Origin of the sequence: Micromonospora sp. LOL_023 (assembly GCF_048060115.1) — a bacterium.
Classification (GTDB): Bacteria; Actinomycetota; Actinomycetes; order Mycobacteriales; family Micromonosporaceae; genus Micromonospora_E.
The window spans coordinates 120562-142351 of sequence record NZ_JBHMIM010000003.1 but is presented as its reverse complement, the minus strand read 5'-3'; the positions used below and the strand labels follow the sequence as shown (position 1 = coordinate 142351).

Below are 21790 nucleotides of genomic sequence, written 5' to 3'. Positions count from 1 at the left end.
GTTCCTCCCCAGGTCCCACCCAAAGAATGCGGACAGGGCGCCCCGCGGCTCGTGCCCACCGGGCGTGCCCGGGCTGACGCGCGGGTGTCGGCGGGCACCAGCTATTCTTGTACGGTTGTGCAGGCGGCCAGGCGACCTGGCCGGTCGTCCGCACCACGACGCTGGACCTCCTGCCACGGATGGACCGTGGCCGCCAGCCCATAGGAGGTGAGTCAGTCTTGCGTCACTACGAAATCATGGTCATTCTCGACTCGAGCCTCGAGGAGCGCACGGTCGCGCCCTCGCTCGACACGTACCTGAACGTCATCCGGACTGCCGGTGGTTCGGTCGAGAAGCTCGACGTCTGGGGCCGTCGGCGCCTTTCCTTCGAGATCAACAAGAAGACCGAAGGCATCTACGCCGTCATCGACCTGCAGGCCACGCCGTCTGCCGTCGCGGAGCTGGACCGCCAGCTGCGACTCAACGAGTCGGTGCTGCGCACCAAGGTCATTCGGCCGGAAACCCGCTGACGCGTCGTACCCGGTAGGCCCGACAGCCTCATCGATCCTGTCGCAGGGCTCTGGCAGCCTGGGCACAGCAAATCGACTGAGCGCGCGAGGAGATGGTCATGGCAGGAGATACCACCATCACGGTCATCGGCAACCTGACCGATGACCCTGAGTTGCGTTTTACCCCGTCCGGTGCGGCGGTGGCGAAGTTCCGGGTCGCCTCGACGCCCCGGTTCATGGACAAGGCCTCCGGCGAATGGAAAGACGGCGAGGCGCTCTTCCTGGCCTGCACGGTGTGGCGTCAGGCGGCCGAACACGTCGCCGAGTCGCTCCAGCGGGGCGCCCGGGTGATCGTCTCGGGTCGGCTCCGGCAGCGGTCGTACGAGACCCGCGAGGGTGAGAAGCGCACCGTCATAGAGCTGGAAGTGGACGAGATCGGCCCGTCGCTGCGGTACGCCACGGCGAAGGTACAGAAGATGGCCCGCTCCGGCGGCAGTGGTGGCGGTGGCTTCGGTGGTTCCGGCGGCGGCGGTGGAGCCTCGGGCGGCGGAAACTTCGAAGACCCGTGGGCCACAGCTGCGCCGGCCGCTTCGTCTGCACGCGCGGGCGGCGGAAACTTCGAAGAGGAACCCCCGTTCTGATGGCTAGCAACGCCCGTGATCGCAAACCAGGAGCAAGGTCAATGGCCAAGGCTGCGGCACTTCGCAAGCCGAAGAAGAAGGTGAACCCGCTAGACAAGGACGGGATCACCTATATCGATTACAAGGACACCGCGCTGCTGCGCAAGTTCATCTCCGACCGCGGCAAGATCCGCGCGCGGCGGGTGACCGGAGTAACCTCCCAGCAGCAGCGGCAGATCGCCCGTGCGGTCAAGAACGCCCGCGAGATGGCGCTCCTGCCGTACACCACCACGGCTCGCTGAGCGGAGGCACCCAAATGAAGATCATCCTTACTCAGGAGGTGTCTGGGCTCGGCTCTCCCGGGGACGTTCTCGAGGTAAAGAACGGCTACGGCCGTAACTACCTGCTTCCCCAGGGATTCGCGATCACCTGGACCAAGGGCGCCGAGAAGCAGGTCAGCTCGATCAAGCGGGCCCGCTCCGCACGGGAGATCCGCGACCTCGGACACGCCAACGAGGTCAAGGGTCAGCTGGAGCACCTCAAGGTCACGCTGACGGCCCGGGCCGGCGAAGGCGGCCGGCTGTTCGGCTCGGTGACCCCCTCCGAGGTCGCCGACGCTGTCCGGACCGCCGGAGGCCCGGCCCTGGATCGACGCCGGCTCGAACTGCCCGGCCACATCAAGTCGGTCGGCACCTACCCGGTGAAGGTCAAGCTGCACCCGGACGTCACCGCCAAGTTCGACCTCAGCGTGCTTCAGGCCAAGTAAGGTCGACCGCCGCGAGCACGACAGTCGGGCGGGCCGCACCGAATTCGGTGCGGCCCGCCCGACTGTCGTGAGACGTAGCCGGCTGCTGACCCGACCGAGGTAGGGCCCAGCCCGTGCGGCTGCCCGCCCGTGGGTCAGCGCAGCGTGCTGGAGACCACCACCGGTTCCCCCGCACCGAGGTAGAAGATCCCGGGGTAGCCGGCGGTGGCGAAGCCCTGGCTGGTGTTGCGACGCAGCACCGAGTTGGTCAGTTCCAAGGTGCCGGACCGGTCGTTGCTGACAAAGAAGATCGCTCCGCCGCCCTCCCTCGCCTCGTTGTCCTCGATGAGGCTGCCGGCGACGGTGATACGGAAAAGATTGCCGTCCGCGTAGATCGCGCCGCCACTGCCGCCGCCGGGTGTACCTGGTTTGGCCGGGTTGGCGCCGTGCCCGATCGCCGAGTTGTGGGTCAGCACGCTGTTGAGCACCGTCCAGGACACCCCGATGCTGCTCAGCGCACCGCCGTTGGCGCAGACCCCGCCATCGCCCGGCGCCCCGCCGAAAGTGCTCCGCACCACGTACACCGGCTGGTCCTGCCACTGGTCCAGCACCCGAATCGCCGCCCCGCCCAGGTCCGGGCCGGTCGCGTCACACCGGTTACGGACGAACCGGCTGTCGACGACGCGGAACTGCCCACCCCGGACGAAGATGGCGCCACCCCCACCGCCGTCGGTCTGCTCGCCGGTGGCATCACCGTCGGCGAACGTCAGGTTCTGGACCACCAATTCGGGATGGTCCTGATCGTTGCAGTGCGAAGTCGTCCAGCCCTGCGCCTCGTCGCAGGTGTTCATGTACAGGATGCGGCGCTCGCCACCGCCGCTGAGGGTGACCCGGCCGCCGCCGTCGAGGACCACCTGCCGGGCTGCCGCGTTACGGATCTTTGCCGTCCGCTTCATCGTGATCACTACCGGCGCCGGACCGCAGGAGAAGGTGATGATCCCGCCTGCGGCCACCGCCGCGACCACCGCGTCAGAGGTGCAACTGGCCGGCGTACCGTCGCCGACCGTGCGGGTCGGCCGGCTGGTGTCCACCGCACGGGCCTGCGCCGGCACCTCCGCCGCGCCGTCGGGATTGCCGGCCGGGTCACCCGACGGCGTGCCACCGGCGTCGCCCGGTGCGGCGGCACCGTCCGGGCGCGGGGCCGGCCCGAGCCCGGAGTCCCCGGACGGCGCGGCCTCGGTGGCGGGAACCGGCGCGGACGCAGCCGGCGTTGTCGCCGCAGCCCGGTCCGGGTCCTCGACGACGACGTCGCCACCGCTACTGCCGCAGCCGGCGAGCAGGGCTGCGAGCAGCAGCCCGGCGGCGGCGCGCGTGGTTGTCCGGTCTCTGCTGTGCACCGGCCGATGGTACGAGCATCGCGCACACCGTGAACAGCACGAACAGGTGGCTGTTCTGGACCGTCAGCCGATGGGCTGGCCGGTGATGGCGCTGGCCAAGACCTGCGACATGCCGCCGCCGATGACCGCCGCTGCCAGGCCGGCGCTGGACGCGCGCCAGGTGCCGCTCACCCAGCGGATCAACACCGCCAGGACCAGCGAGATCATCAACGCGTAGGCGAAGGCGGGCGCGGCGGCGATCAGCGAACTGATCGCCTGCTCGCGGGCGGAAAGACAGTCGCCGTCCACTCCGAGTACGCAGTCGTTGGTGGCGGGGGTGCCGTCCAGCGTCAGGCTCCAGATGAGGAACGCCACCACTGGAAGGGCGTACCAGGCCGCCGTGTAGAGCAACGACGACAGGTAGCCGCCCTGATCGGCGTCGATCAGCTCGTCGTCGATCCGGTACGTCAGCCGCCGCTGCGACGGCGGCTCGTAGCGTGGCCGGGACCGTGGCTCCGGGTCGGCCCGGGACCGCGGCGCACTCGGTAACGCCATCGGTGACCGTGGCGCGGACAGCGGGGTCTCCACCCACCTCGGGTCGTCCGCCGCGAGCCGGGTCCCTGACCAGAAGGTGCCTTCGCGGCCGGGTTGCGCCGACGGCCACGGATCGACCGGCGGGAGAACCTCGTCCGGCCCGGCGATGTCGGCCGCCAGCCTCTTGCGTGCTCCGGTCCGGCTGCCGGCGGGCCAACTTTCCGGATCGTCGCCCCGATGCCACTGGCCGGTGTAGTCGCTGACGCCCCGCCAACCGTTTGCCGGCTCCGGTCCGTACCTCTCGCGGTCGGCCGGTCGGCCGGTCGCGCCGGTCCGTGGCGCCTCCGGGCCCGCGCCGATGGCGCGTGGGGCGCGCGTCCACGTACCGGTGTCGGCGGACGGCTCCCGGCGTGGCGCATCTAGCTCCCGACGGGAGGCTTCCAGCTCCCGTCGAGCTGCCCGGGTACGCCGCCCTGACCTGGTGTCCTCCCGCTGCCAACCTTCCGTGTAGTCGGACTCTCGGCTCCACTCGCCGGTGTAGTCGGACTCTCGGCTCCACTCGCCGGTGTAGTCCGACCCACGACTCCACCCGCCGGTGAGGTCGGCACCGCTGCCGGCGGACCCACCGATGGCTCGCCGCCGGGAGCCCGGACGGCGGTCGGTGCCGCCGCCCGCCGCAGCGGGCGGGTCGTCCCGAAGCCACTCCGAGGTGAAGTCCGGCTCGTACCGGCGTCCGTCGTCGTCGGCTCTGCGTCGTCGGCTCGGGCGTCGGGTGTCGTCCGGCTCCCCGGGATCGCGCGCCCGCCGGCGGCCGGGTCGACCGTCGTCCCGCCACGGGTCGACCTGCTCGGCGGGCACCTCCGACCACCTCGCCGGCGGGCTCGACCAGGTTGCCGGACCGGCGCCGCTGCTGGGGACGTCGCGTTCCCAACCGCGTCGGCCGCCCGACGTCGGGGTTCCGGAGACCGGTTCATCGGAGTGCGGCCGGCTGGAGTACGGCCGGCTGGAGGTCGGCTCCCCGGAGTAGGGATCACCCGAGACCGGTTCCTCGGCGGCCCGGCGTCGGCCGCCGGGGCGGCCCTCGATGGCCCGCCGACTGCCACTGGTGGGGTAGGCCGAGTCGTCACCGGACCGCGGATCGGCGGCGGAACCACGGGAGCCGCGCCGGCCGCGTGCCGGCTGCTCAGGAATCTGCCATGACTGGTCGCGGTGCCGTCCGGCGCGACCGCTCGGGCCAGCCGGCGAGACCGGTGGGTCGGACGCCCTCGACCCGGCGGACGGTGCCGCACCGTCGTCGCGACGCCGGCGCCGCGACGGTCCGTCGTAGCCGACCGGATCCGGATACTGTGGGTAACGGGACGGCTCGTCCGAGCCAGGATCGCGGTCATCGGGCCAGCGAGTAGCCGGCCGCCGCTCACGTGAAGGGCGGTCGTCGTACTCCCAGTCCCGGTAGTCCACCGCCGGAGCCTCGCTCCCTCGCTGTCGAGCCGTGATCGGCTGAACCGGCGAATCAGTTACCGCTGATAGTAGCCGGTAGCCGGGCCTGCAGCCCGGCACGGACTTTTGTCCACTGGATGTGGACAGAGTTGCTGCAGCTCAGACGTGCTGTCCCCAGAATCGGCCTGAGTTATCCACAGGCTGTGCACAACCTTGTGCACAGGCTGTGGCCCGCTATCCACAGCTTGTCCCGAGGTTCATCAACAGGCCCGTTTGGGGCTGCCGCCCGGAGTCCGTATCGTTTCCCGGAGCCCTCCCGCACAGATGCGACGCCCCCGGTCGCCGACGCCTGCGGCGTGGCAGCCGGCGAGACGCCGACGAACAGCAGACGATGTCGTACCCGAGCAGTTCACTAGCGGGTGGTGACGTAGCGAAGGGGGGCCGGATGTCCATCACGGATGATCTGCAGGCCGACTCCCGGCCGCCGCGACCCGCCGGCCCACCCAAACCCCCGGCCCAGCCACCCGGACCAGCGGGCGGCGGCGGCCAGTTCGACCGCACTCCCCCGCAGGACATCGCCGCCGAGCAGTGCGTGCTCGGTGGGATGCTGCTGTCCAAGGACGCGATCGCCGACGTCGTCGAGATCCTCAAGTCGCACGACTTCTACCGCCCGATCCACGCGACGATTTTCGACATCGTGCTCGACCTCTACGGTCGGGGTGAGCCGGCCGACGCGATCACCGTCTCCGCCGCACTCGCCGACTCGGGCGACCTCGGCCGGGTCGGCGGTGCCCCGTACCTGCATACGCTGATCGCCAGCGTGCCGACCGCAGCCAACGCGTCGTACTACGCGCGCATCGTGGCCGAACGCGCGGTGCTGCGTCGACTCGTCAACGCCGGCACCAAGATCGTCCAGCTGGGCTACGGATCCGCGGCCGGTGGCGGCCGGGACATCGACGACGTCGTCGACCTGGCCCAGCAAGCGATCTACGACGTCACCGAGCGGCGGGTGAGTGAGGACTTCGCCGTCCTCGCCGACATGCTGCAGCCGACACTCGACGAGATCGAGGCGGTGGGCGCCCAGGGCGGCGTCATGACCGGAGTGCCGACCGGGTTCACCGATCTCGACCGGCTACTCAACGGTCTGCACCCCGGGCAGCTGATCATCGTCGCCGGACGGCCCGGTCTGGGCAAGGCGCTGGCGCTGGACACCCCGCTGCCCACTCCGGCGGGCTGGACGACCATGGGCGAAGTCACCATCGGCGACCAGTTGCTGGGTGCGGACGGACGGCCGACGACCGTCGTCGGTACCTCCGGCATCCTCCTCGGCGGCCGGTCGTACCAGGTGGAGTTCTCCGACGATTCGACGATCGTCGCCGACGCCGACCACCTGTGGCAGGTGACCCGCCAACCGGTGGCGATGGCCCTTTCCGGTGCCGGACCCTCCGCCGCGGCCGCCGGCAACTGGACCGATCCGACCGCGGGCGCACCGACCGAGGTGCTCACCACCGAGCAGATCGTCGAGGTGCTCGGCGCCGGCGGTGAGCCCAGCGTCGTGGTCACCAACTGCCGCCCGCTGGCGCTGCCCGACCGCGACGACCTGCCGGTTCCGCCGTACGAGATGGGGGTCGAGCTCGCCACCGGCGACCGGGCCCTCGACGGCGACGACAATGATGACCGGCGAATCCCGGCGGCCTACCTGCGTGGATCCGAGCAGCAGCGTCGGGCGTTGCTGGCCGGGCTGCTCGACAGCGCCGGTACGCCGCGTGCCGGCGGGCTCGTCGAGTACCGCGCCACCTCCCGACGGCTGGCCGACACGGTTCGGGAGCTGGTGGCGAGCCTGGGTTACCACTGCACCATCTCGGCCGCGACCGTCCAGGGCCGGATGACCGCTCCGCCCACGGTGTACACCGTGGCGATTCAGGCCGGCCCCGGGCAGCAGCAGCGGTACGTCACCACGGTCCGACCGGTGCGCAGCGTCCCGGTGCGCTGCGTGACGGTGGACAGCGCCGACCACCTCTTCCTGGCCGGTCGGTCGATGACCCCGACGCACAACTCCACCGCGTCGATGGACTTCGCCCGCAACGCGGCGATCCGAGCCGGCTGTGCCAGTGCGATCTTCTCGCTGGAAATGAGCAAGGTGGAGATCGTCATGCGGCTGCTGTCGGCCGAGGCGAAGGTCCCGCTGCACGTACTGCGCTCGGGTCAGCTCTCCGACGACGACTGGACCAAACTCGCCCGGCGGATGGGCGAGATCAGCGAGGCTCCGCTCTTCGTCGACGACACGCCCAACATGAACCTGATGGAGATCCGGGCGAAGGCTCGGCGGTTGCGCCAACGGCACGACCTGAAGTTGATCGTTGTGGACTACATGCAGCTGATGAGCTCGCCGAAGCGGACCGAGAGCCGTCAGCAGGAGGTCGCTGAGCTGTCCCGAGGGCTCAAGCTGCTGGCCAAGGAGGTCGAGTGCCCGGTCATCGCGGTCAGCCAGCTGAACCGTGGTCCGGAGCAACGCACCGACAAGCGACCGCAACTGTCCGACCTGCGTGAGTCGGGATCGATCGAGCAGGACGCCGATGTGGTGATCCTGCTGCACCGGGACGACTACTACGACAAGGAGTCTCCCCGGGCGGGGGAGGCGGACTTCATCGTCGCGAAGCACCGGAACGGTCCGACCGACACGGTGACCGTCGCGGCGCAACTCCACCTTTCTCGGTTCGTCGACATGGCGATCTGATCCGCCGCTGGCTGGCCGCCCTACCGATGTCCGGCCAGTACAGCGAGCCGAGACTCAGTTGATCGACCAGCCGGTAGGCGGCTGGGTCAGTCGAAGAGCTGGTTCAGGAAGCTCTTCTGCTTCTTGTTCCGGTAGTGCCCGTGGTAGCCATGGTGCCCATAGGCCGGTGCCGGCGGGTAGCCCGGTGCCGGCGGGTAGCCCGGCTGGTGTGCCGGCGGTGGATATCCGCCGGTGGGGGGCGCGGTCGGCCGCGGTGCCTGCTGGGGCTGGCCGCCAGGGCCGCCGTTCCAGGCGGCCTCCGCGTCGAGGAGTCGCTCCAATTCGCCCCGGTCGAGGAAGATTCCGCGACACTCGGTGCACTGGTCGACAGTGATACCGCTGCGCTCGTACTGCCGCATGGCTCCGTGACACTTGGGACAGTTCATCTGCATGGGTTCGACGGTACCGGCTCCGGTCTTCACCCGCCGACAGGCAGTCGGGTCACTTCATCGTCGGAAATCTGGTGAAAATCGAGGTAGTACTGGCCCACGGCTCGGAAGTCGTTCGGCCGCAGTGGGCAGACGATCTCGTCGACGACGTCGCGCAGCGAGGCAACCGCCTCGACCGAGCCGACCGGTACCGCCAGGATCACCCGGGCGGCACCCAGACCTCGGGCCACCGCCACCGCGGCTCGTGCCGTCGCCCCGGTGGCCAACCCGTCGTCGACCAACACGGCGGTTCGTCCGGCCAGGTCGAGCGGCGGACGGCCGCCCCGCAGCCGCTGTTCACGGCGGCGGAGCTCGGCGGTCTCGTCGCTGGTGACCTGCGCGATCTGCTCGGCATCGAGCCGCTGGGCGACCTCGGTGTTCAACACGCGTACCCCACCAGGCCCGATCGCCCCGAAGGCGACCTCCGGTGCCGACGGCAGCCCGAGCTTGCGGATGACCAGGACGTCGTACCGTACGCCGAGCTGGCGGGCGATCACCGCCGCGACCGGTGCGCCGCCGCGCAGCAGACCCAGTACGGTGATGTCGGGCCGGCCGGTCAGCTGCGCCAACTCGCGGGCAAGCGTCTCGCCTGCATCGTCGCGATCCCGGTACGCTCTCTCCATTCCTCTAGATGTACGCGGGATCCGTGCAGCTCGCCTGCCATCAGCTCAAATCCATCAACCGCTGAGCAGTTTGGCGACGAGCCGGCCCGTGACCAGGGCGGTCAATCCCACGCCGAGGGTGCCGGCCGCGTAGCCGGCGGCGGTCCACCGCGCCCGGCGGGAGCCGCCGGCGAGCTGGACCACCTCGTACGCGAAGGTCGAGTAGGTGGTCAGCGCCCCGCAGAAGCCGGTGGCGACCAACGGGGCCAGCCAGCTGGCCGTGACCGTTGCCACTGCGGCCAGGAAGCCGAGCGCGGTGGCCCCGACGACGTTGACGGTGAAGGTGCCCAGGAAGCTCGGTCGGCCGAGCCCGACCGTGATCCGGTCGACGAGGTAGCGCACCAGCGCACCGGCGGCTCCACCGATCATCACCAGGACGAGCGTCACGGTGCGGCCTGCGCGATGCGGGTGGCGACCGGCCGGGCGGCCGTCCCGCCGAGCCAGACGGCTGTCACGCCGCCGGCCAAGGTGCCCAACGCGTAGCCGGCGGCCAGCCATGGCCGGTCCGCGGTGATCAGGTTCGTCGTCTCGAGCGTCTGGACCGAGAAGGTGGTGAACCCACCGAGCAGTCCGGCACCGAGAAACGGTCGGAGCAACCGGTGCGGTCGTGGGTGGGCGGTGACGAGTCGCATCAGTACGGCGATCAGCAGGCAGCCGACGAGGTTGGTCCCCAGGGTGGCCCATGGAAAGCCAGCGTCGGCGGGTGGCCAGGTGGTCGCCACCGCGTACCGGGCGGCGGCGCCGAGCGCGCCACCGGTGGCCACCGCCGCGAGCACGGTGGGCGCGGTCGACCCGGCCGGCATCATCGGCCGGTCCCGGTCCCGGTCCCGGTCCCGGTCCCGGTCCCGGTCCCGGTCCCGGTCCCGGTCGGTGTCGGTGTCGGCGTCGGCCACTGGACCGCCCGCAGCGTGGGGACCCAGCTGAGCAGCGCGATCGGATACAGCAGGTAGCCGAACCGGGTCGATGGCAGCAACATGGTCGCGGCGAGCAGACCGACCCAGCAGATCAGCGCGGTGGCGGCGGCGGTGCGCGGTGGCCGGCGCAGCAGGCGTGCCGCGATGACGAGCCCGGCCGTCACCAGCAACGCGCCGGCGATGAACCGTCCGCCGGGCAGCCAGTCGGCGACCAGTTGACCCGGCAGCGGCGACTGGGCGGGAGTGCCGACCACGCCGTCACCGAGTGGGAATGCGAGCACGTTGTGCGCTACCGCGGCACCGTCCACGAGCACCGCCGGCAGCAGCGCGAGCAACGGCAGCCCGATTCCGCAGACGGCGAGCCGCCCAAGCGGGTGCCGCCCGCGGGTCGCGGCGTGGCAGAGCAGCACGACCAGGATCGGCCAGGCGAAGAGTTTGAGCGCGGCCGCCGCGCCGATCGCTGCGCCGGCTGTGCCGTACCGTCCGGTCGCACACAGCACCAGCGCGAGTAGGGCCAGGGCGAGCACCGGAAGGTCGCCGCCGCCGGTGCTCAGGGTCAGTGCGTAGATCGGCAGTACCGAACTGAGCTGCGCGGCGCGAACCAGCGTGGCGTTGCCGCCGCCGGTGGTGACCCGCCGGTACGACACGACGATCGCCGCGCCGAGGGCGGCGATCGTGGCGAGAGCGAACCAGACCCGTGCGTCGGTCCACCAACTGACGCCGGCGAGCGCCCGGGGTATCCCGAACAGCGCCATCCCTGGCTGGTACGGCAGGTAGCCGAGGAGCTGGTCCTCGGCGGGCAGCGTCATGATCTGCTGTTGTGACAGGTACGGGCTGCCGTCGGCCAACAGCCGGGCACCGGCGTCCTCGACGACAAGTACCTCTTCCTGTGCCCGGTCGGCCCGTCCGCCGGCCCGCTGTACGGCCTGGAGCACCAGCGGCACGGCGGCCACCGCGACCCAGGTGACGCCGGTGAGCCAGGAGCGGGCCGCGACGCCGGTCCACGCCGCGCCGACCTGGCCCCGGGTCGGCGCGGACCGGGCCGACCCGGTGGGTGCGTTCCCGCGATCCGGCAGCGGCGTACCGGCGTACCGGTGGATGGCGAGTTGGACCAGCACGGCGGCGGTCGCGATGGTGTAGCCGATGATCGCGACGGTGGCCCAGGCCCGGTGCGGGGTGAGCGACGTGGTGATCGCGATGACTCCGGTGAAGGCGGTCGAGATCAGGTAGAGGGCGAGATCGCCGGTGAGGCCACCTGCGTGGCGGTCGATCCACTGCCAGTGTCGACGGATCGCTCCTGGCCGGGTCTGCTGGCCCGGGTCTGCGGCGGTCGCGGCGGTCACGCTGGAAATTCTGGCAGATGGGGTCAGGCCGGCAGATGTGGGATCTTTTCCGTACGGTTGCGTTGGCCGGCCCGTCGCGACTGGTCCAGCCGGATGACCGATCCGGTGCCGTGCAGCGGGCCCGCCAGGCTTCCCGGGCGCCCGCCGGATCCGCACTGCAACACGGTGAGCAGCCGGTGGGCGGCCATCGGCCGGGCGAACAGGTGGCCCTGCCCGGCGGTGCAGCCGAGTGCCCACAGTGCCTGGCGTTGTGGCTCGCTCTCCACGCCCTCGGCCACCACCATCAGATCGAGACTGCGGCCGAGATCGACCGTCGACCGGATGACGGCGACGGCTTCGGCGGAGGTCTCCATTCCCGCCACGAAAGATCGGGCGATCTTCAGCTCATGGACCGGCACGCGGGAGAGCATCGACAGCGACGAGTATCCGGTGCCGAACTCGTCGAGCGCCAGCCGGACCCCGGCGTCGCGGAGCTGTCCGAGGACCTGGTCGACGACTTCGAGTTGGCTGATGGTGAGGGTTTCGGTGAGCTCCAGGATGAGCTGGCTGGGTGGGATGTCGTGCGCGCGTAGCCGGGCCAGAACGGCGCTGGGAAAGCGCGGATCGAGCAGGCTGCGCGGCGACAGGTTGACCGCGACCGGTACGGCGAATCCGGCTTCGGCCCAGGTGCCTGCCGCGGTCAGGGACTTGTCGAGGACGGCGTCGGCGAATGCCGGAAGCAGTCCGGACCGTTCGACGGTCTCCAGGAAACGCCGTGGGTCGAGACGTCCGCGATCCGGGTGCTGCCAGCGGGCCAGGGCCTCGGCGGCGATCACGTCACCGGTGCCGAGGTCGACTATCGGTTGGAAGCTGACGCTGAACTCGTGTGGGGCGACCGCCCGGGACAGGTCGCCGCCGAGGGCGAGCCGACCGAAGTCTGCGGTGTCCCGGCCACGGGTGTAGGTGGCGATCCGCCCGCCGGAGCGTTTGGCCTGATACATGGCGACGTCGGCGCGCCGCAGCAGCTCGGCGATGCCGCCGCTGCCGGGAGCCACGGCGATGCCGCCGCTGGCTTCGACGTTGATCCGCATTCCGTCGAGCTCCATCGACGCGCAGATCGCGGCGAGCAGCGTGTCGGCCCGGTGGGTGGCGATCGCGGGGGCCGGGAGACCGGTCAGCAGTACGGCGAACTCGTCGCCGCCGAGCCGGGCGACCATGTCACCGGCGTGGGCGGTGCTGGAAAGTCGGCCGGCGACCTCGATCAGCAGCTTGTCCCCGGCGGCGTGCCCGAGAGTGTCGTTGATCTCCTTGAAGTGATTGAGGTCGATCAACAGCAGGGCGGTGATGCCGCCTGCTGGCCGGCGGCCGAGGACCTCGGCGCCGTGCTCCATCAACCGACGTCGGTTCGCCAGTCCGGTGAGTGCATCCTGGGCTGCCTCCCGGGCGTGCCGGGCGGCGACCTGGATCAGCTCCTGGTACATGGAGGCGTTGCGTACCGCTGTACAAAGTGCGGAAGCGAAGGTACGCAGCGTGTAGTGCTCCCGTTCGGTGAACTTGACCTGACCGGTGAAGCACAACCGCAGGGTGCCGACGCTGGTCCCGCTGTCCGGGCCGACCAGTGGTACGGCGATGACGGTGCGGGTGGGGGTGGCGGGTGCGCTGTCGGGTCGGCCGTCGTAGCGCACGCCGTCGCTGTTGCCCTGGACGAGTCGGGGCGGCTCGGTGAGCTCGACCTCGACCCGGTCGGTGGAGAACAGCTCGGCGGCCTGGACCGTCGCGGCGGAGAGCACCGCGTCGAGGTCGACCACGTTGAGCGCGTCGGTGGCGCGGGCGAGGTGCTGCCAGGCCTGCTGGTCGGCTCCGGCTCGGGCCTGTCCGGCGTGGGCCAGGTGGATGCAGAGAATCAGTGGTGGGATCGCGACCAGCAGCCACTGATCGGCGACCAGGATCGCCAACGTGCCGATGATGAGCAGGTACCGCACGACTGCGCTGACCACCCGGGTGCCCCAGCCGTCGTGGAACAGCCGCCACAGATTGGTGTGGGTGGCGAGAGCGATGACGGGCAGGGTCAGCAGCTCGTCGATCACCACCGCGACGCTGTAGGCGACCGCGATCGGCACGAGCAGGCCGGCGAGGTCGCTGGGCGGGGAGGTCCAGCCGAGCAGCTGCAGGGCCAGGCCCGCCGCTGCGGCGATCAGCATGTTCTTGGCGATGGCGAAGAGGGCCTTGATCCTCGGCAGCGGTCGGACGATCAGCACGACCCCGACGCCGAGACCGGTGGACAGGACCACCAGAGGGGCCGGGGCGACGGCCAGCCCGATGACGATCGCGGTCTCGCCCCAGGTGATGGCGTGCGAGGTGGAACGGATCCGCAGCCGCCATTTGACCGTGTATCCGACTGCGGCGAGAAAGATGAGACTGGCCATCAGTGCGAGTTCGGTGACGGTCGGAGCCATCGTGCCGGCGACCAGGTAAAGCGCCGCGATACCGACTAAAGAGGCGCAAACGACGACGAGACCGATGAGTGGCAACAGCCACCTATCGGTCTCAGCATCGCGTCTGTCCGTGCGAGTCACAATCGTTCCCGGTTCCGACTGGAAAGCCGTCACGTGCCTCGCAAGACTACTCGTCGTGACCCGTTGACAACAGGGATCACTGCCACTCGTGAGCGCGCATCTCCGCCTCCTCCAGAAGATTCACCGGATTTGATCCGATTCTTTGTGTTCGACTGGAGCAAAGCGTAAGTTGCGTTATGCGGTTTGCATACTTATAAATGTCCATATGTGCAGATTAAGTGAACGTTGGCATGGTTTGTCACCCTGAGTCCCTGGGTGCAAACGGAACGCTTTCGAACACGTTCGCTCGTATCCTTAGGATTTCCTTAGGGAATTGCCGGCACTCCCTTACCCGTGCCCTGGCCGGCCCACGCTGCCGGTGATGGGTGGTCGATCGGCGGTCACACACCTTGATGACACAGGTGAGTGACCGCCCAGCGCTATCCCTCGCTAGGGTCGTTCAGGTGACCAAGGCGCAGAATCTGACCCATGTCGACGAGGCCGGTGCCGCACGGATGGTGGACGTCTCCACCAAGACGCCGACCATCCGGCGCGCGGTGGCAGCCGGTTGGCTGCGGACCACGGCCGAGGTGGTCGACCTGCTTCGCCGCGACGGACTGCCCAAGGGTGACGCGATCGCGGTGGCCCGCATCGCCGGAATCATGGGTGCCAAGCGCACCCCCGACCTGATCCCGCTGTGCCACCCGATCGCCCTGCACGGCGTCACCGTCGACCTGACCCTGCACGACGATGCGGTGGAGATCGTCGCCACCGTCCGTACCGCTGACCGGACCGGTGTCGAGATGGAAGCGCTCACCGCCGTCGCCACGGCCGGCCTCACCCTGATCGACATGGTCAAGGCGGTCGATCCGGCGGCCACCATCGACGGGGTACGGGTGCTGACCAAGGAAGGCGGCAAGACCGGCGACTGGCAGCGACCGGCGGACCGGCCGTGACCGGGTCACCGCAGGGTCGTCAGCCGGCGGGCTCCGACCCTGGTCCGTACGCCTGGGTGGTCGTCGCCTCCAACCGGGCCGCCGCCGGGGTCTACTCCGACACCAGCGGGCCGCTGCTGGTGGCCGGACTGCGGGAACTGGGCTGCCGGGTGGCCGAGCCGGTGGTCGTGCCGGACGGCCCACCGGTCACCGAAGCGCTGCGCCGGGCGATCGCGGCCGGCGCCGTGCTCGTGCTCACCAGCGGCGGCACCGGCATCACCCCGACCGACCGGACTCCGGAGGCCACCCGGGCGGTGCTCGACTACGAGATCCCCGGGATCGCCGAGGCGATCCGGGCGGTCAGCCGATCAGCCGTACCGACCTCGGCCTTGTCCCGGGCCACCGCCGGGGTGGCCGATCGGACCCTGATCGTCAACCTGCCCGGCTCCACCGGCGGTGCCCGCGACGGTCTCGCCGTACTCGGGCCGATCCTTCGGCACGCGCTGGACCAGTTGGCCGGCGGCGACCATCGACGTGGCTGAGCCGGCCGAGCGTCACTACCGACCGGATAGGCTCGCCCGGTGACCGCCACCCCGCCCGTCGACTGGGCACTGGCCCGCGAACTCTGCCACGCCGCCGGCCGGGCCGCCCGGCGGCCGGCCCGGCGACTGCCGTTGCCCCAGACCGACGGGCGCACTCTCGCCGCCCCGCTGGTCACGCTGACCGACCTGCCGGCCTTCCCGACCGCGAGCATCGACGGCTGGGCGGTTCGCGGCGGCGGGCCCTGGCGGATCGTCGGCGAGGTGCTCGCCGGGGCGGTACCGACCGCACTCACCGACGACGGCACCACGGTGCGGATCGCCACCGGGGCGATGGTGCCGCCGGGCGCCACCAGTGTGCTGCGGGTCGAGGATTCGACGACCGACGCGGCGGGACTGGTGCGTGGCGAGCCGCGGGCGCGACCCGAGTGGCGTAACCCGGGGGAGGAGGCGTCCGTCGGTGAGGAGCTACTGCCGGCCGGGACTCCGGTCGACCCCGGGGTGATCGGTCTCGCCGCCTCCTGCGGCTACGACACGCTGCTGGTGCACCGCCCCGTCCAGGCCGCTCTGCTGGTCTTCGGCGACGAGTTGCTGACCACCGGGCGGCCGGGGGCGGGCAGGGTCCGCGACGCGCTCGGCCCGGCCGTGCCGGCCTGGCTGCGTCGCTACGGCTGCGAACTGCCAGCCACGGTGGGGATCGGCCCGGTCGCGGACACCCTCGACGCCCACGTCGACGAGCTACGGTCCGCGTTGTCGCGCGCCGATCTGGTCTGCACCACCGGCGGCACCATGCACGGGCCGGTCGACCACCTGCATGCCGCGTTGCGGGTGATCGGCACCGAGTACGTGGTCAACACCGTCGCGGTCCGGCCGGGATTCCCGATGCTGCTCGCGCGGTTGACCGGTGCCGACGGGCAGGACCGTTTCGTGGCCGGGCTGCCCGGTAATCCGCAGTCGGCGATCGTGGCGCTGGTGTCGCTGGTAGCGCCGCTGCTCGCCGGGCTGCACGGTCGGGCGGCGCCACAGCTGCCGCAGCACCGGCTGGGCGCGCCGGTGCCGGGCCGTGGCGACTTCACCCATCTGGCGCTGGTACGCGCGGATCCGGTGACCGGGATGGTGTACCCGGTGCGACACGTCGGGTCGGCGATGCTGCGTGGCCTGGCGACCGCCATCGGATTCGCGGTGATACCGCCCGGCGGTGCCGGCCGGGCGGGCGACGAAGTGTCTGTCGTACCGCTGCAACTGCTGCCCGGGGAGCGACTGACGTGACCGTACCGATCCGGCTTGCCCTGGTGGCGGTGACCTCGGAACCGCTCGACCTGGCCGCGCACGAGGCGGCGGTGGCCGATTCGCGCGCCGGTGCCGTGGTGTCCTTCCAGGGTGTGGTCCGCGACCACGACCACGGGCGTACGGTGACCCGGCTCGAGTACGAAGGCCATCCCGGCGCGGCCGGCGTGCTGCGGGAGGTGGCCCGGGAGGTGGCTGCCGATCCGGCGGTGTACGGGGTCGCCGTGTCGCACCGGCTGGGCCCGCTGGCCATCGGCGACGTGGCCCTGGTCGCGGCGGTGAGCACCGCGCATCGGGCGGCGGCCTTTGCCGCCTGCGCCCGACTGGTCGACGAGGCGAAAGCCCGGTTGCCGATCTGGAAGCGACAGATCTTCGCCGACGGGACCGAAGAGTGGGTCAACTGCCCGTAGTCGACTGTGCGCTTCCGGTAACTTTTCGGCGGTGTCGGATCTGCGGCTGGGGATCGGTGTAGAAGGCCGGCTCGGCGCCCGGCCGCCACGGCAGGGCCGCGACGAGCGCGATCAGCGCCAAGGCGAGCGAGTTCTCCATCACGACGCCGAACAACCCGTCGTGGTAGTGCGACACCTGCGGCAGCTGGTGCTCGTACGGCCAGATCGGGGAGATCAGGAACAGCAGGTACAGCGCGACGGCGGCGGTGGCGTGCCGCAGGCCGGTCAGCGCGGGGAACCAGATCGGCGTACGCAGGCCGGCCACCCCGCTGATCCCGGGGCCGGTCGGCGGATAGGTGCGGCGCGAGATGAGCCCCCGGCTGGCGCTGCGGCGGCGCAGTGCCGCGTCGGCCAGCACGATGATCGCCGGAATCACGAAGACCAGGTGGTGCGACCAGCTGATCGGGCTGATGACGTTGGCGGTGAGGCCGATCAGGGTGAAGGCGGTCAACTCGTCGCCGTCGGCGTGTGCGTGGGCGGCCCGGGACAGCCCGAGGGCGAGCAGCAGTGACGCGAAGGAGATCCAGAGCAGGCCGGGGGTCTGCATCGAGTCGTACAGCCGGGCCAGTACCCCGGCGAGCGACTGGTTCGGCGTCATGTCGGCCACACCGACCCGGCTGGTGTCCCACAGCACGGAGGTGAAGTAGGTCGCCGACTCGTCCGCGGCGATGAGCATCGCGCCGATGGTGACCGCGGCCCCGGTGCCGATCGCGGCGGCGGCCGCCCGCCACTGCCGGGTGACCAGCAGGTAGACGATGAACAGCGCGGGCGTCAGCTTGATCGAGGTCGCCAGGCCGATGCCGGCGCCGGCCCAGATGCCGCTGAAGAAGAACCGGCGCAGCGGGCCGCCAGCGGCCAGCCGGTGTGGCACCGGCGCGGCCCGCCAGCGCAACGCCACCAGGTCGGCGATGACCAGGCCGAAGAGCAGCAGGTTGACCTGGCCGTACCCGAGGGTTTCCCGGGAGGGTTCGATGGCTACGGCCAAGGGCACCGCGAGGCCGACGACGAACCACCGTGGCCAGCCACAACGGTCCGCGATCGGACCGAGCAGGACCATGAGTACGGCGGTGAGGGTGACGATGCCGAGGGCGACGTTGATCCAGCCGGCCGTGATCATCGGCACCAGCGCCATCGGCAGCATGGTGAGCCCGGCGAACGGTGGGTAGGTGAAGCCGAGCGTGGTCTCCGGTGCGATGAACTCGTACAACTCGCCGCCGTTGGCCCACCACAGGATCGCACCGTGGTAGATGCGCATGTCGAAGAAGTTGTACGGCCTACCGAAGGTGCCGATCGCCAGCCACGCGATATAGCAGGTCAGCGCGACGAGACCGATCCGTAGCAGCGTGCCCCGCTCGACGCCACGGCCGGCGCGAAGGAGTTTCTCCAAGTGGGCCCGGCGTAGCGGAGCCAGACGACGGACCCGGTCCCGGACGTCCGTCACCATGAAATACCCACCCCCGGCTATCGGTTGCCCAGAACTTCAGCGCCCGTCTGAGCCTAGAACGCAGCGGCGTCCGACACCGGGCGCGTTACCCTACCGTGTCCGATCCCACACTAGTTCGCGACATTTCAACCTCGTTAACGCAGTGTGGCGTGTTCCGTATGATTCGTAGCGCTCAATGGCAAACTAAGATATGAAGTCCGATATTTACGGACTACGCTGCGTGCATCGGGGCAGTTCAGGCCGCCATCGCGGGATCACCGGCCACCGGGCAGCCGACGGGCCACGGCAGCGGACCTGACCGCTATCCGCGCGTCCCGCCGGGCCGAGTGCATCGCCCGCCGGACCGACCTGCGACTCTGGCGAACCGCTCGACCGGTCCGCCACCGCAGGCCCGGGCGACCCCTAGTATCCGCCGCGGCGAGGAGCAACCCACCGAGAAGTCCCAGATTCTTGAGGAAGTGCACCTGATGGAGTTGCCGTTCGGCCGGGTCCGAGGTCGACCAGAACGGATGTCCGGCGATCGTCGTCGGCACCAGCGACGCAGCCAGCACCGCGGCCGCCGGACGGGTGCAATGACCGGTCGCGAGCAGCATGCCGCCCACGAGTTGGCTGGCGCCGTGCATCCGTACCAGGCTCTCGGGGTCGGTCGGCACTCGTGGTGCGGCGCGGCCGAGCATCGGTCCGACCTGATCGGTGACCGGCTTCGCCCGGTCGACGTACGCCGCAGGGTTGGCCACCGCGCGGGCGCCACTGACGAGGAAGATGCCACTGAGTAGGGCGCGGGCAGCGGTACGTACGGGTCTCATGCTTCATTCGTACCCGCTTGGCCGGTCCGCTATGCCGCAAACCCGGATGCTCGACTCAACCGGGCTGGGTGCGCAGGTAGCGGCCGAAGTGCGGAACGGTGAAGGCGACCGTGCCGCGTTCGCCCGAATAGATCAGGCCCTTTTTGATCAACGCGTCCCGGGCCGGCGACAGGCTGGCCGGCTTGCGCCCCAGCGATCGGGCGATCTCGGCGGTCGGCACCGCCGCGTCCGGGTCGACATCATCGACCACCCGCGCCGTGGCGGACGGGTCGGCGGCACCAGCGAGTGACGCCATCGCCCGCATGTACTCGCGTTCGGCCGGTGTCGCGCGCTCGAATCGGGAGCCGAAGAAGCCGACCGCCAGTTCCGCCTCGGCCTCGGGCGCGGCCATCCGTACATCGGCGGCGGTGATCGGTGAACGCGGCGCGTTGTCCCACGTCGCCTTGCCGTATGCCTGGACGAAGTACGGGTATCCGCCCGACTTGTCGTACAACAGGTCGAGGGCCTTCGCCTCGTACTCGACCTGCTCGCGAACGGCGGGTGCGGTCAGCGCCTGATCGGCGGCGACCCGGTCCAACCGGTCGATGCGCTGGTAGCGGAAGAGCCGCTCGGAGTAGGACTTCGCGGCGGACAGCACCGCGGGCAGGTGGGGCAGTCCGGCGCCGACCACGATCAACGGCCCGCCGAGCTGCGACAGTTCGTGGCAGGCCGCGCAGAGCGCCGACACGTCGTCGGTGCCCACATCCTGCATCTCGTCGATGAACAGCGCGATCCCGGTGCCGACGTCGGTGGCGACCGCCGCGGCGTCGGTGAAGAGCTCCACCAGGTCGATCTCGATGTCACCCGAGTCGGCCCGACCGGTGGCGGTCGGCACGTCGATGCCGGGCTGCCAGCGGTCGCGCAGCCGGAGCGCGGCACCACGTCCGCCGGCGGCCGCCGGGTTCGCGCGCAACGCGAAGGCCTTGAGTACGCCGAGGAAGTCGTCGATCCGCTCCGGTGCCCGATGCCGGGGGGCGAGTTCGCGTACCGCCATGTGCAGGGCGGCGGCGACCGGTCGGCGCAGCGACTGGTCCGGCCGGGCCTCGATCTTGCCGGTGCCCCACAGCCGGCTGATGGCTTGCGACCGCAGCGTGTTGAGCAGGACGGTCTTGCCGACACCGCGCAGGCCGGTGAGCATCAGGCTGCGTTCAGGGCGGCCCCGGGCGACCCGTTCCAACACGACGTCGAAGACGTCGAGTTCGCGGCCCCGGCCGGCGAGCTCCGGCGGGCGTTGGCCGGCACCGGGGGCGTACGGGTTCCGGATCGGGTCCACGTCTGGCACCGTATCGGCTCATCTAGCGTGATCGCTAGATCCAGCTAGAAGACGCGATCGTGTCGTTCTCGACTGCAAACTAGGGCTCTCTAGCTTAGATGCTAGAGAGCCCTAGTTTGCCGAAGCGGGTGCGGCCAGCCGGCCGGCCCGAGCAGGGAACTTCGCCGGCTCAGAGCTCCTTCATGCAGAGCACATAGTCGAGGATCGCCTGGTCGCTGTCGTTGACGTACGTGGTGTCGGTGTCCTCGTGGCCGAAGACCGGATCGTCACAGCGCTCCGTGTCGGTGGTCAGCGGGATGCGGGCGAGCACCTCGTACGAGCCCGGCTCGCAGGCGACCTTGCGCAGCACCGCGTCGGAATCCGTGCCGTCGTTGACGACACAGTCGCCGACCACGATCAGCCCAACGGTGTCACCGTCCTCGGTCGGCGGCACGCCGGACTCCGCATCGTCGTCCGGCGACTCGGCCGGCGTGCCCACCGACGGCGACTCGACCGGACCGCTCGCGGTGCTGGTCTCGCCGTTGGCCACGGCGAATGCCACGAGGCCACCGCAGCCGCAGAGCACCAGTAGCACCACCGCGCCGATCACCAGCCCGATGATCAGCCCAACCCGTGACTTCTTCGGCGGCTGACCGCCTGGCATTCCCGGCGGTGGCGGACCCCAACCGGGTGGCGGTGGCGGCGGGTAGCCACCCCCGGAGCCCGGCGGCGGGGGGTAGCCGCCGCCACCCGAGGTCGGCGGTGGGAAGCCCGGCTGCCCACCCGGTTGATAAGGCGACTGGTACGGCGTCGTGGGATCGGGGTAGCCGCCGCCGGACACCGGTTGCGCACCCGGGGGTGGGTAGCCGCCACCGGCCGGATACTCGCCCGGTGAGGGATACCCGGGCGGTGGCGGAAAGGCCTGACCGGGCGGCGGATATCCGGGTTGGCCGGCGGGGTCGTCGGGCTGTCCCGCACCGGGGTGGCCCGGCGGACCGTAGCTGGACATGATCTCCCTAGCGTCGTCGCTGCAGCGGGGTCGAGGTGGTCTGGCAGCGTAGCGCGGAACAACCGTGCTACTCAGCACGGTAACCAACGGTCGCCAACTGCCGGCCGGCCGGCAGGTCGGACGTGGGCGGGGCGACAGGTCCCGGCCGGCGCGACTGGCGTCCCGGGCATCGT

Annotated in this window: 21 protein-coding genes; 9 read left to right on the top strand and 12 right to left on the bottom strand. The window is 70.5% G+C overall.

What is annotated here, in order from left to right; genetic code table 11:
* The first annotated feature begins 218 nt into the window (after nucleotides 1-218).
* From rpsF to rplI, 4 genes are all read left to right on the top strand, one after another.
* Nucleotides 219-509, top strand: coding sequence for a 30S ribosomal protein S6 (gene rpsF / locus ACFHVL_RS02965; RefSeq protein WP_326550722.1), 291 nt, complete (start codon nucleotides 219-221; stop codon nucleotides 507-509).
* Nucleotides 510-607: 98 nt separating this feature from the next.
* Entirely contained in the window at nucleotides 608-1129 is a 522-nt protein-coding gene (locus ACFHVL_RS02960) for a single-stranded DNA-binding protein (RefSeq protein ID WP_416625289.1), read from the top strand.
* A 41-nt stretch (nucleotides 1130-1170) separates the two neighbouring features.
* Nucleotides 1171-1410, top strand: a complete 240-nt coding sequence (gene rpsR, locus ACFHVL_RS02955) for a 30S ribosomal protein S18 (protein WP_091551811.1) — start codon at nucleotides 1171-1173, stop codon at nucleotides 1408-1410.
* A gap of 14 nt (nucleotides 1411-1424) precedes the next feature.
* Nucleotides 1425-1874, top strand: a complete 450-nt coding sequence (gene rplI, locus ACFHVL_RS02950; protein ID WP_416625288.1) for a 50S ribosomal protein L9 — start codon at nucleotides 1425-1427, stop codon at nucleotides 1872-1874.
* Between the two features lie 134 nt (nucleotides 1875-2008).
* On the opposite strand, the gene ACFHVL_RS02945 is transcribed toward rplI, so the two are convergent.
* Together ACFHVL_RS02945 and ACFHVL_RS02940 are read right to left on the bottom strand one after the other, a co-directional pair.
* Nucleotides 2009-3250 (bottom strand): hypothetical protein, encoded by a 1242-nt coding sequence (locus ACFHVL_RS02945; RefSeq protein WP_416625286.1) that lies wholly within the window; start codon nucleotides 3248-3250, stop codon nucleotides 2009-2011.
* A 63-nt stretch (nucleotides 3251-3313) separates the two neighbouring features.
* Nucleotides 3314-4621, bottom strand: a complete 1308-nt coding sequence (locus ACFHVL_RS02940; protein WP_416625285.1) for a hypothetical protein — start codon at nucleotides 4619-4621, stop codon at nucleotides 3314-3316.
* A 970-nt stretch (nucleotides 4622-5591) separates the two neighbouring features.
* On the opposite strand from ACFHVL_RS02940, the gene dnaB reads away from it, so the two are divergent.
* Nucleotides 5592-7937 (top strand): replicative DNA helicase, encoded by a 2346-nt coding sequence (gene dnaB / locus ACFHVL_RS02935; RefSeq protein WP_416625283.1) that lies wholly within the window; start codon nucleotides 5592-5594, stop codon nucleotides 7935-7937.
* A gap of 86 nt (nucleotides 7938-8023) precedes the next feature.
* Here dnaB and ACFHVL_RS02930 read toward each other — a convergent pair whose 3' ends face one another.
* From ACFHVL_RS02930 to ACFHVL_RS02905, 6 genes are read right to left on the bottom strand one after another with little or no spacing between them, the layout of a single operon-like run.
* On the bottom strand, nucleotides 8024-8368 hold the full coding sequence (locus tag ACFHVL_RS02930) for a zf-TFIIB domain-containing protein (RefSeq protein ID WP_416625281.1): 345 nt from the start codon (nucleotides 8366-8368) through the stop codon (nucleotides 8024-8026).
* A 26-nt stretch (nucleotides 8369-8394) separates the two neighbouring features.
* Nucleotides 8395-9027, bottom strand: a complete 633-nt coding sequence (locus tag ACFHVL_RS02925) for a phosphoribosyltransferase (RefSeq protein WP_416625279.1) — start codon at nucleotides 9025-9027, stop codon at nucleotides 8395-8397.
* A 54-nt stretch (nucleotides 9028-9081) separates the two neighbouring features.
* On the bottom strand, nucleotides 9082-9453 hold the full coding sequence (locus ACFHVL_RS02920) for a fluoride efflux transporter FluC (RefSeq protein ID WP_416625278.1): 372 nt from the start codon (nucleotides 9451-9453) through the stop codon (nucleotides 9082-9084).
* On the bottom strand, nucleotides 9450-9959 hold the full coding sequence (locus tag ACFHVL_RS02915; RefSeq protein ID WP_416625276.1) for a fluoride efflux transporter FluC: 510 nt from the start codon (nucleotides 9957-9959) through the stop codon (nucleotides 9450-9452). Before ACFHVL_RS02915 ends, ACFHVL_RS02920 begins: the two co-directional genes overlap by 4 nt.
* The gene (locus tag ACFHVL_RS02910) at nucleotides 9869-11323 is read right to left on the bottom strand and encodes a glycosyltransferase 87 family protein (RefSeq protein WP_416625274.1); all 1455 of its coding nucleotides are present in this window, start codon (nucleotides 11321-11323) and stop codon (nucleotides 9869-9871) included. The genes ACFHVL_RS02915 and ACFHVL_RS02910 overlap by 91 nt, the downstream gene beginning before the upstream one ends.
* 23 nt (nucleotides 11324-11346) lie before the next feature.
* Complete coding sequence (locus tag ACFHVL_RS02905; protein ID WP_416625272.1) at nucleotides 11347-13878, bottom strand: putative bifunctional diguanylate cyclase/phosphodiesterase; 2532 nt, start codon at nucleotides 13876-13878, stop codon at nucleotides 11347-11349.
* Between the two features lie 443 nt (nucleotides 13879-14321).
* Here ACFHVL_RS02905 and moaC point away from each other — a divergent pair, with 443 nt between their 5' ends.
* Genes moaC through ACFHVL_RS02885 form a run of 4 tightly spaced genes read left to right on the top strand, consistent with a single transcriptional unit; the run spans nucleotide 14322 to nucleotide 17028 of the window.
* Nucleotides 14322-14813 (top strand): cyclic pyranopterin monophosphate synthase MoaC, encoded by a 492-nt coding sequence (moaC, locus tag ACFHVL_RS02900; RefSeq protein WP_416625270.1) that lies wholly within the window; start codon nucleotides 14322-14324, stop codon nucleotides 14811-14813.
* On the top strand, nucleotides 14810-15334 hold the full coding sequence (locus ACFHVL_RS02895) for a MogA/MoaB family molybdenum cofactor biosynthesis protein (RefSeq protein WP_416625268.1): 525 nt from the start codon (nucleotides 14810-14812) through the stop codon (nucleotides 15332-15334). Before moaC ends, ACFHVL_RS02895 begins: the two co-directional genes overlap by 4 nt.
* 39 nt (nucleotides 15335-15373) lie before the next feature.
* Nucleotides 15374-16600, top strand: a complete 1227-nt coding sequence (locus tag ACFHVL_RS02890) for a molybdopterin molybdotransferase MoeA (protein WP_416625266.1) — start codon at nucleotides 15374-15376, stop codon at nucleotides 16598-16600.
* Nucleotides 16597-17028 carry a molybdenum cofactor biosynthesis protein MoaE gene (locus ACFHVL_RS02885; protein ID WP_416625264.1) on the top strand — a complete coding sequence of 144 codons (432 nt, stop codon included), beginning with the start codon at nucleotides 16597-16599 and terminating at the stop codon, nucleotides 17026-17028. Before ACFHVL_RS02890 ends, ACFHVL_RS02885 begins: the two co-directional genes overlap by 4 nt.
* On the opposite strand, the gene ACFHVL_RS02880 is transcribed toward ACFHVL_RS02885, so the two are convergent.
* The 4 genes from ACFHVL_RS02880 to ACFHVL_RS02865 all read right to left on the bottom strand — a co-directional run bounded on the left by ACFHVL_RS02880 (nucleotide 17015) and on the right by ACFHVL_RS02865 (nucleotide 21617).
* On the bottom strand, nucleotides 17015-18511 hold the full coding sequence (locus ACFHVL_RS02880; protein ID WP_416625262.1) for a glycosyltransferase 87 family protein: 1497 nt from the start codon (nucleotides 18509-18511) through the stop codon (nucleotides 17015-17017). The genes ACFHVL_RS02885 and ACFHVL_RS02880 overlap by 14 nt on opposite strands.
* A gap of 254 nt (nucleotides 18512-18765) precedes the next feature.
* Nucleotides 18766-19317: a DoxX family membrane protein gene (locus ACFHVL_RS02875; RefSeq protein ID WP_416625260.1), complete on the bottom strand. Its 552-nt coding sequence runs from the start codon at nucleotides 19315-19317 to the stop codon at nucleotides 18766-18768.
* 55 nt (nucleotides 19318-19372) lie between these two features.
* Nucleotides 19373-20629: an AAA family ATPase gene (locus ACFHVL_RS02870; protein ID WP_416625259.1), complete on the bottom strand. Its 1257-nt coding sequence runs from the start codon at nucleotides 20627-20629 to the stop codon at nucleotides 19373-19375.
* 169 nt (nucleotides 20630-20798) lie between these two features.
* Nucleotides 20799-21617 carry an LppU/SCO3897 family protein gene (locus ACFHVL_RS02865; RefSeq protein ID WP_416625258.1) on the bottom strand — a complete coding sequence of 273 codons (819 nt, stop codon included), beginning with the start codon at nucleotides 21615-21617 and terminating at the stop codon, nucleotides 20799-20801.
* Between the last annotated feature and the right edge of the window lie 173 nt (nucleotides 21618-21790).

Excerpts from the sequence above, each read along its gene's own strand:
- ACFHVL_RS02960 (WP_416625289.1), top strand. The coding sequence starts at position 608 with ATGGCAGGAGATACCACCATCACGGTCATCGGCAACCTGACCGATGAC.
- rpsR (WP_091551811.1), top strand. The coding sequence starts at position 1,171 with ATGGCCAAGGCTGCGGCACTTCGCAAGCCGAAGAAGAAGGTGAACCCG.
- rplI (WP_416625288.1), top strand. The coding sequence starts at position 1,425 with ATGAAGATCATCCTTACTCAGGAGGTGTCTGGGCTCGGCTCTCCCGGG.
- dnaB (WP_416625283.1), top strand. The coding sequence starts at position 5,592 with ATGTCGTACCCGAGCAGTTCACTAGCGGGTGGTGACGTAGCGAAGGGG.
- ACFHVL_RS02930 (WP_416625281.1), bottom strand. The coding sequence starts at position 8,368 with ATGCAGATGAACTGTCCCAAGTGTCACGGAGCCATGCGGCAGTACGAG.
- ACFHVL_RS02925 (WP_416625279.1), bottom strand. The coding sequence starts at position 9,027 with ATGGAGAGAGCGTACCGGGATCGCGACGATGCAGGCGAGACGCTTGCC.
- ACFHVL_RS02880 (WP_416625262.1), bottom strand. The coding sequence starts at position 18,511 with ATGGTGACGGACGTCCGGGACCGGGTCCGTCGTCTGGCTCCGCTACGC.
- ACFHVL_RS02875 (WP_416625260.1), bottom strand. The coding sequence starts at position 19,317 with ATGAGACCCGTACGTACCGCTGCCCGCGCCCTACTCAGTGGCATCTTC.
- ACFHVL_RS02865 (WP_416625258.1), bottom strand. The coding sequence starts at position 21,617 with ATGTCCAGCTACGGTCCGCCGGGCCACCCCGGTGCGGGACAGCCCGAC.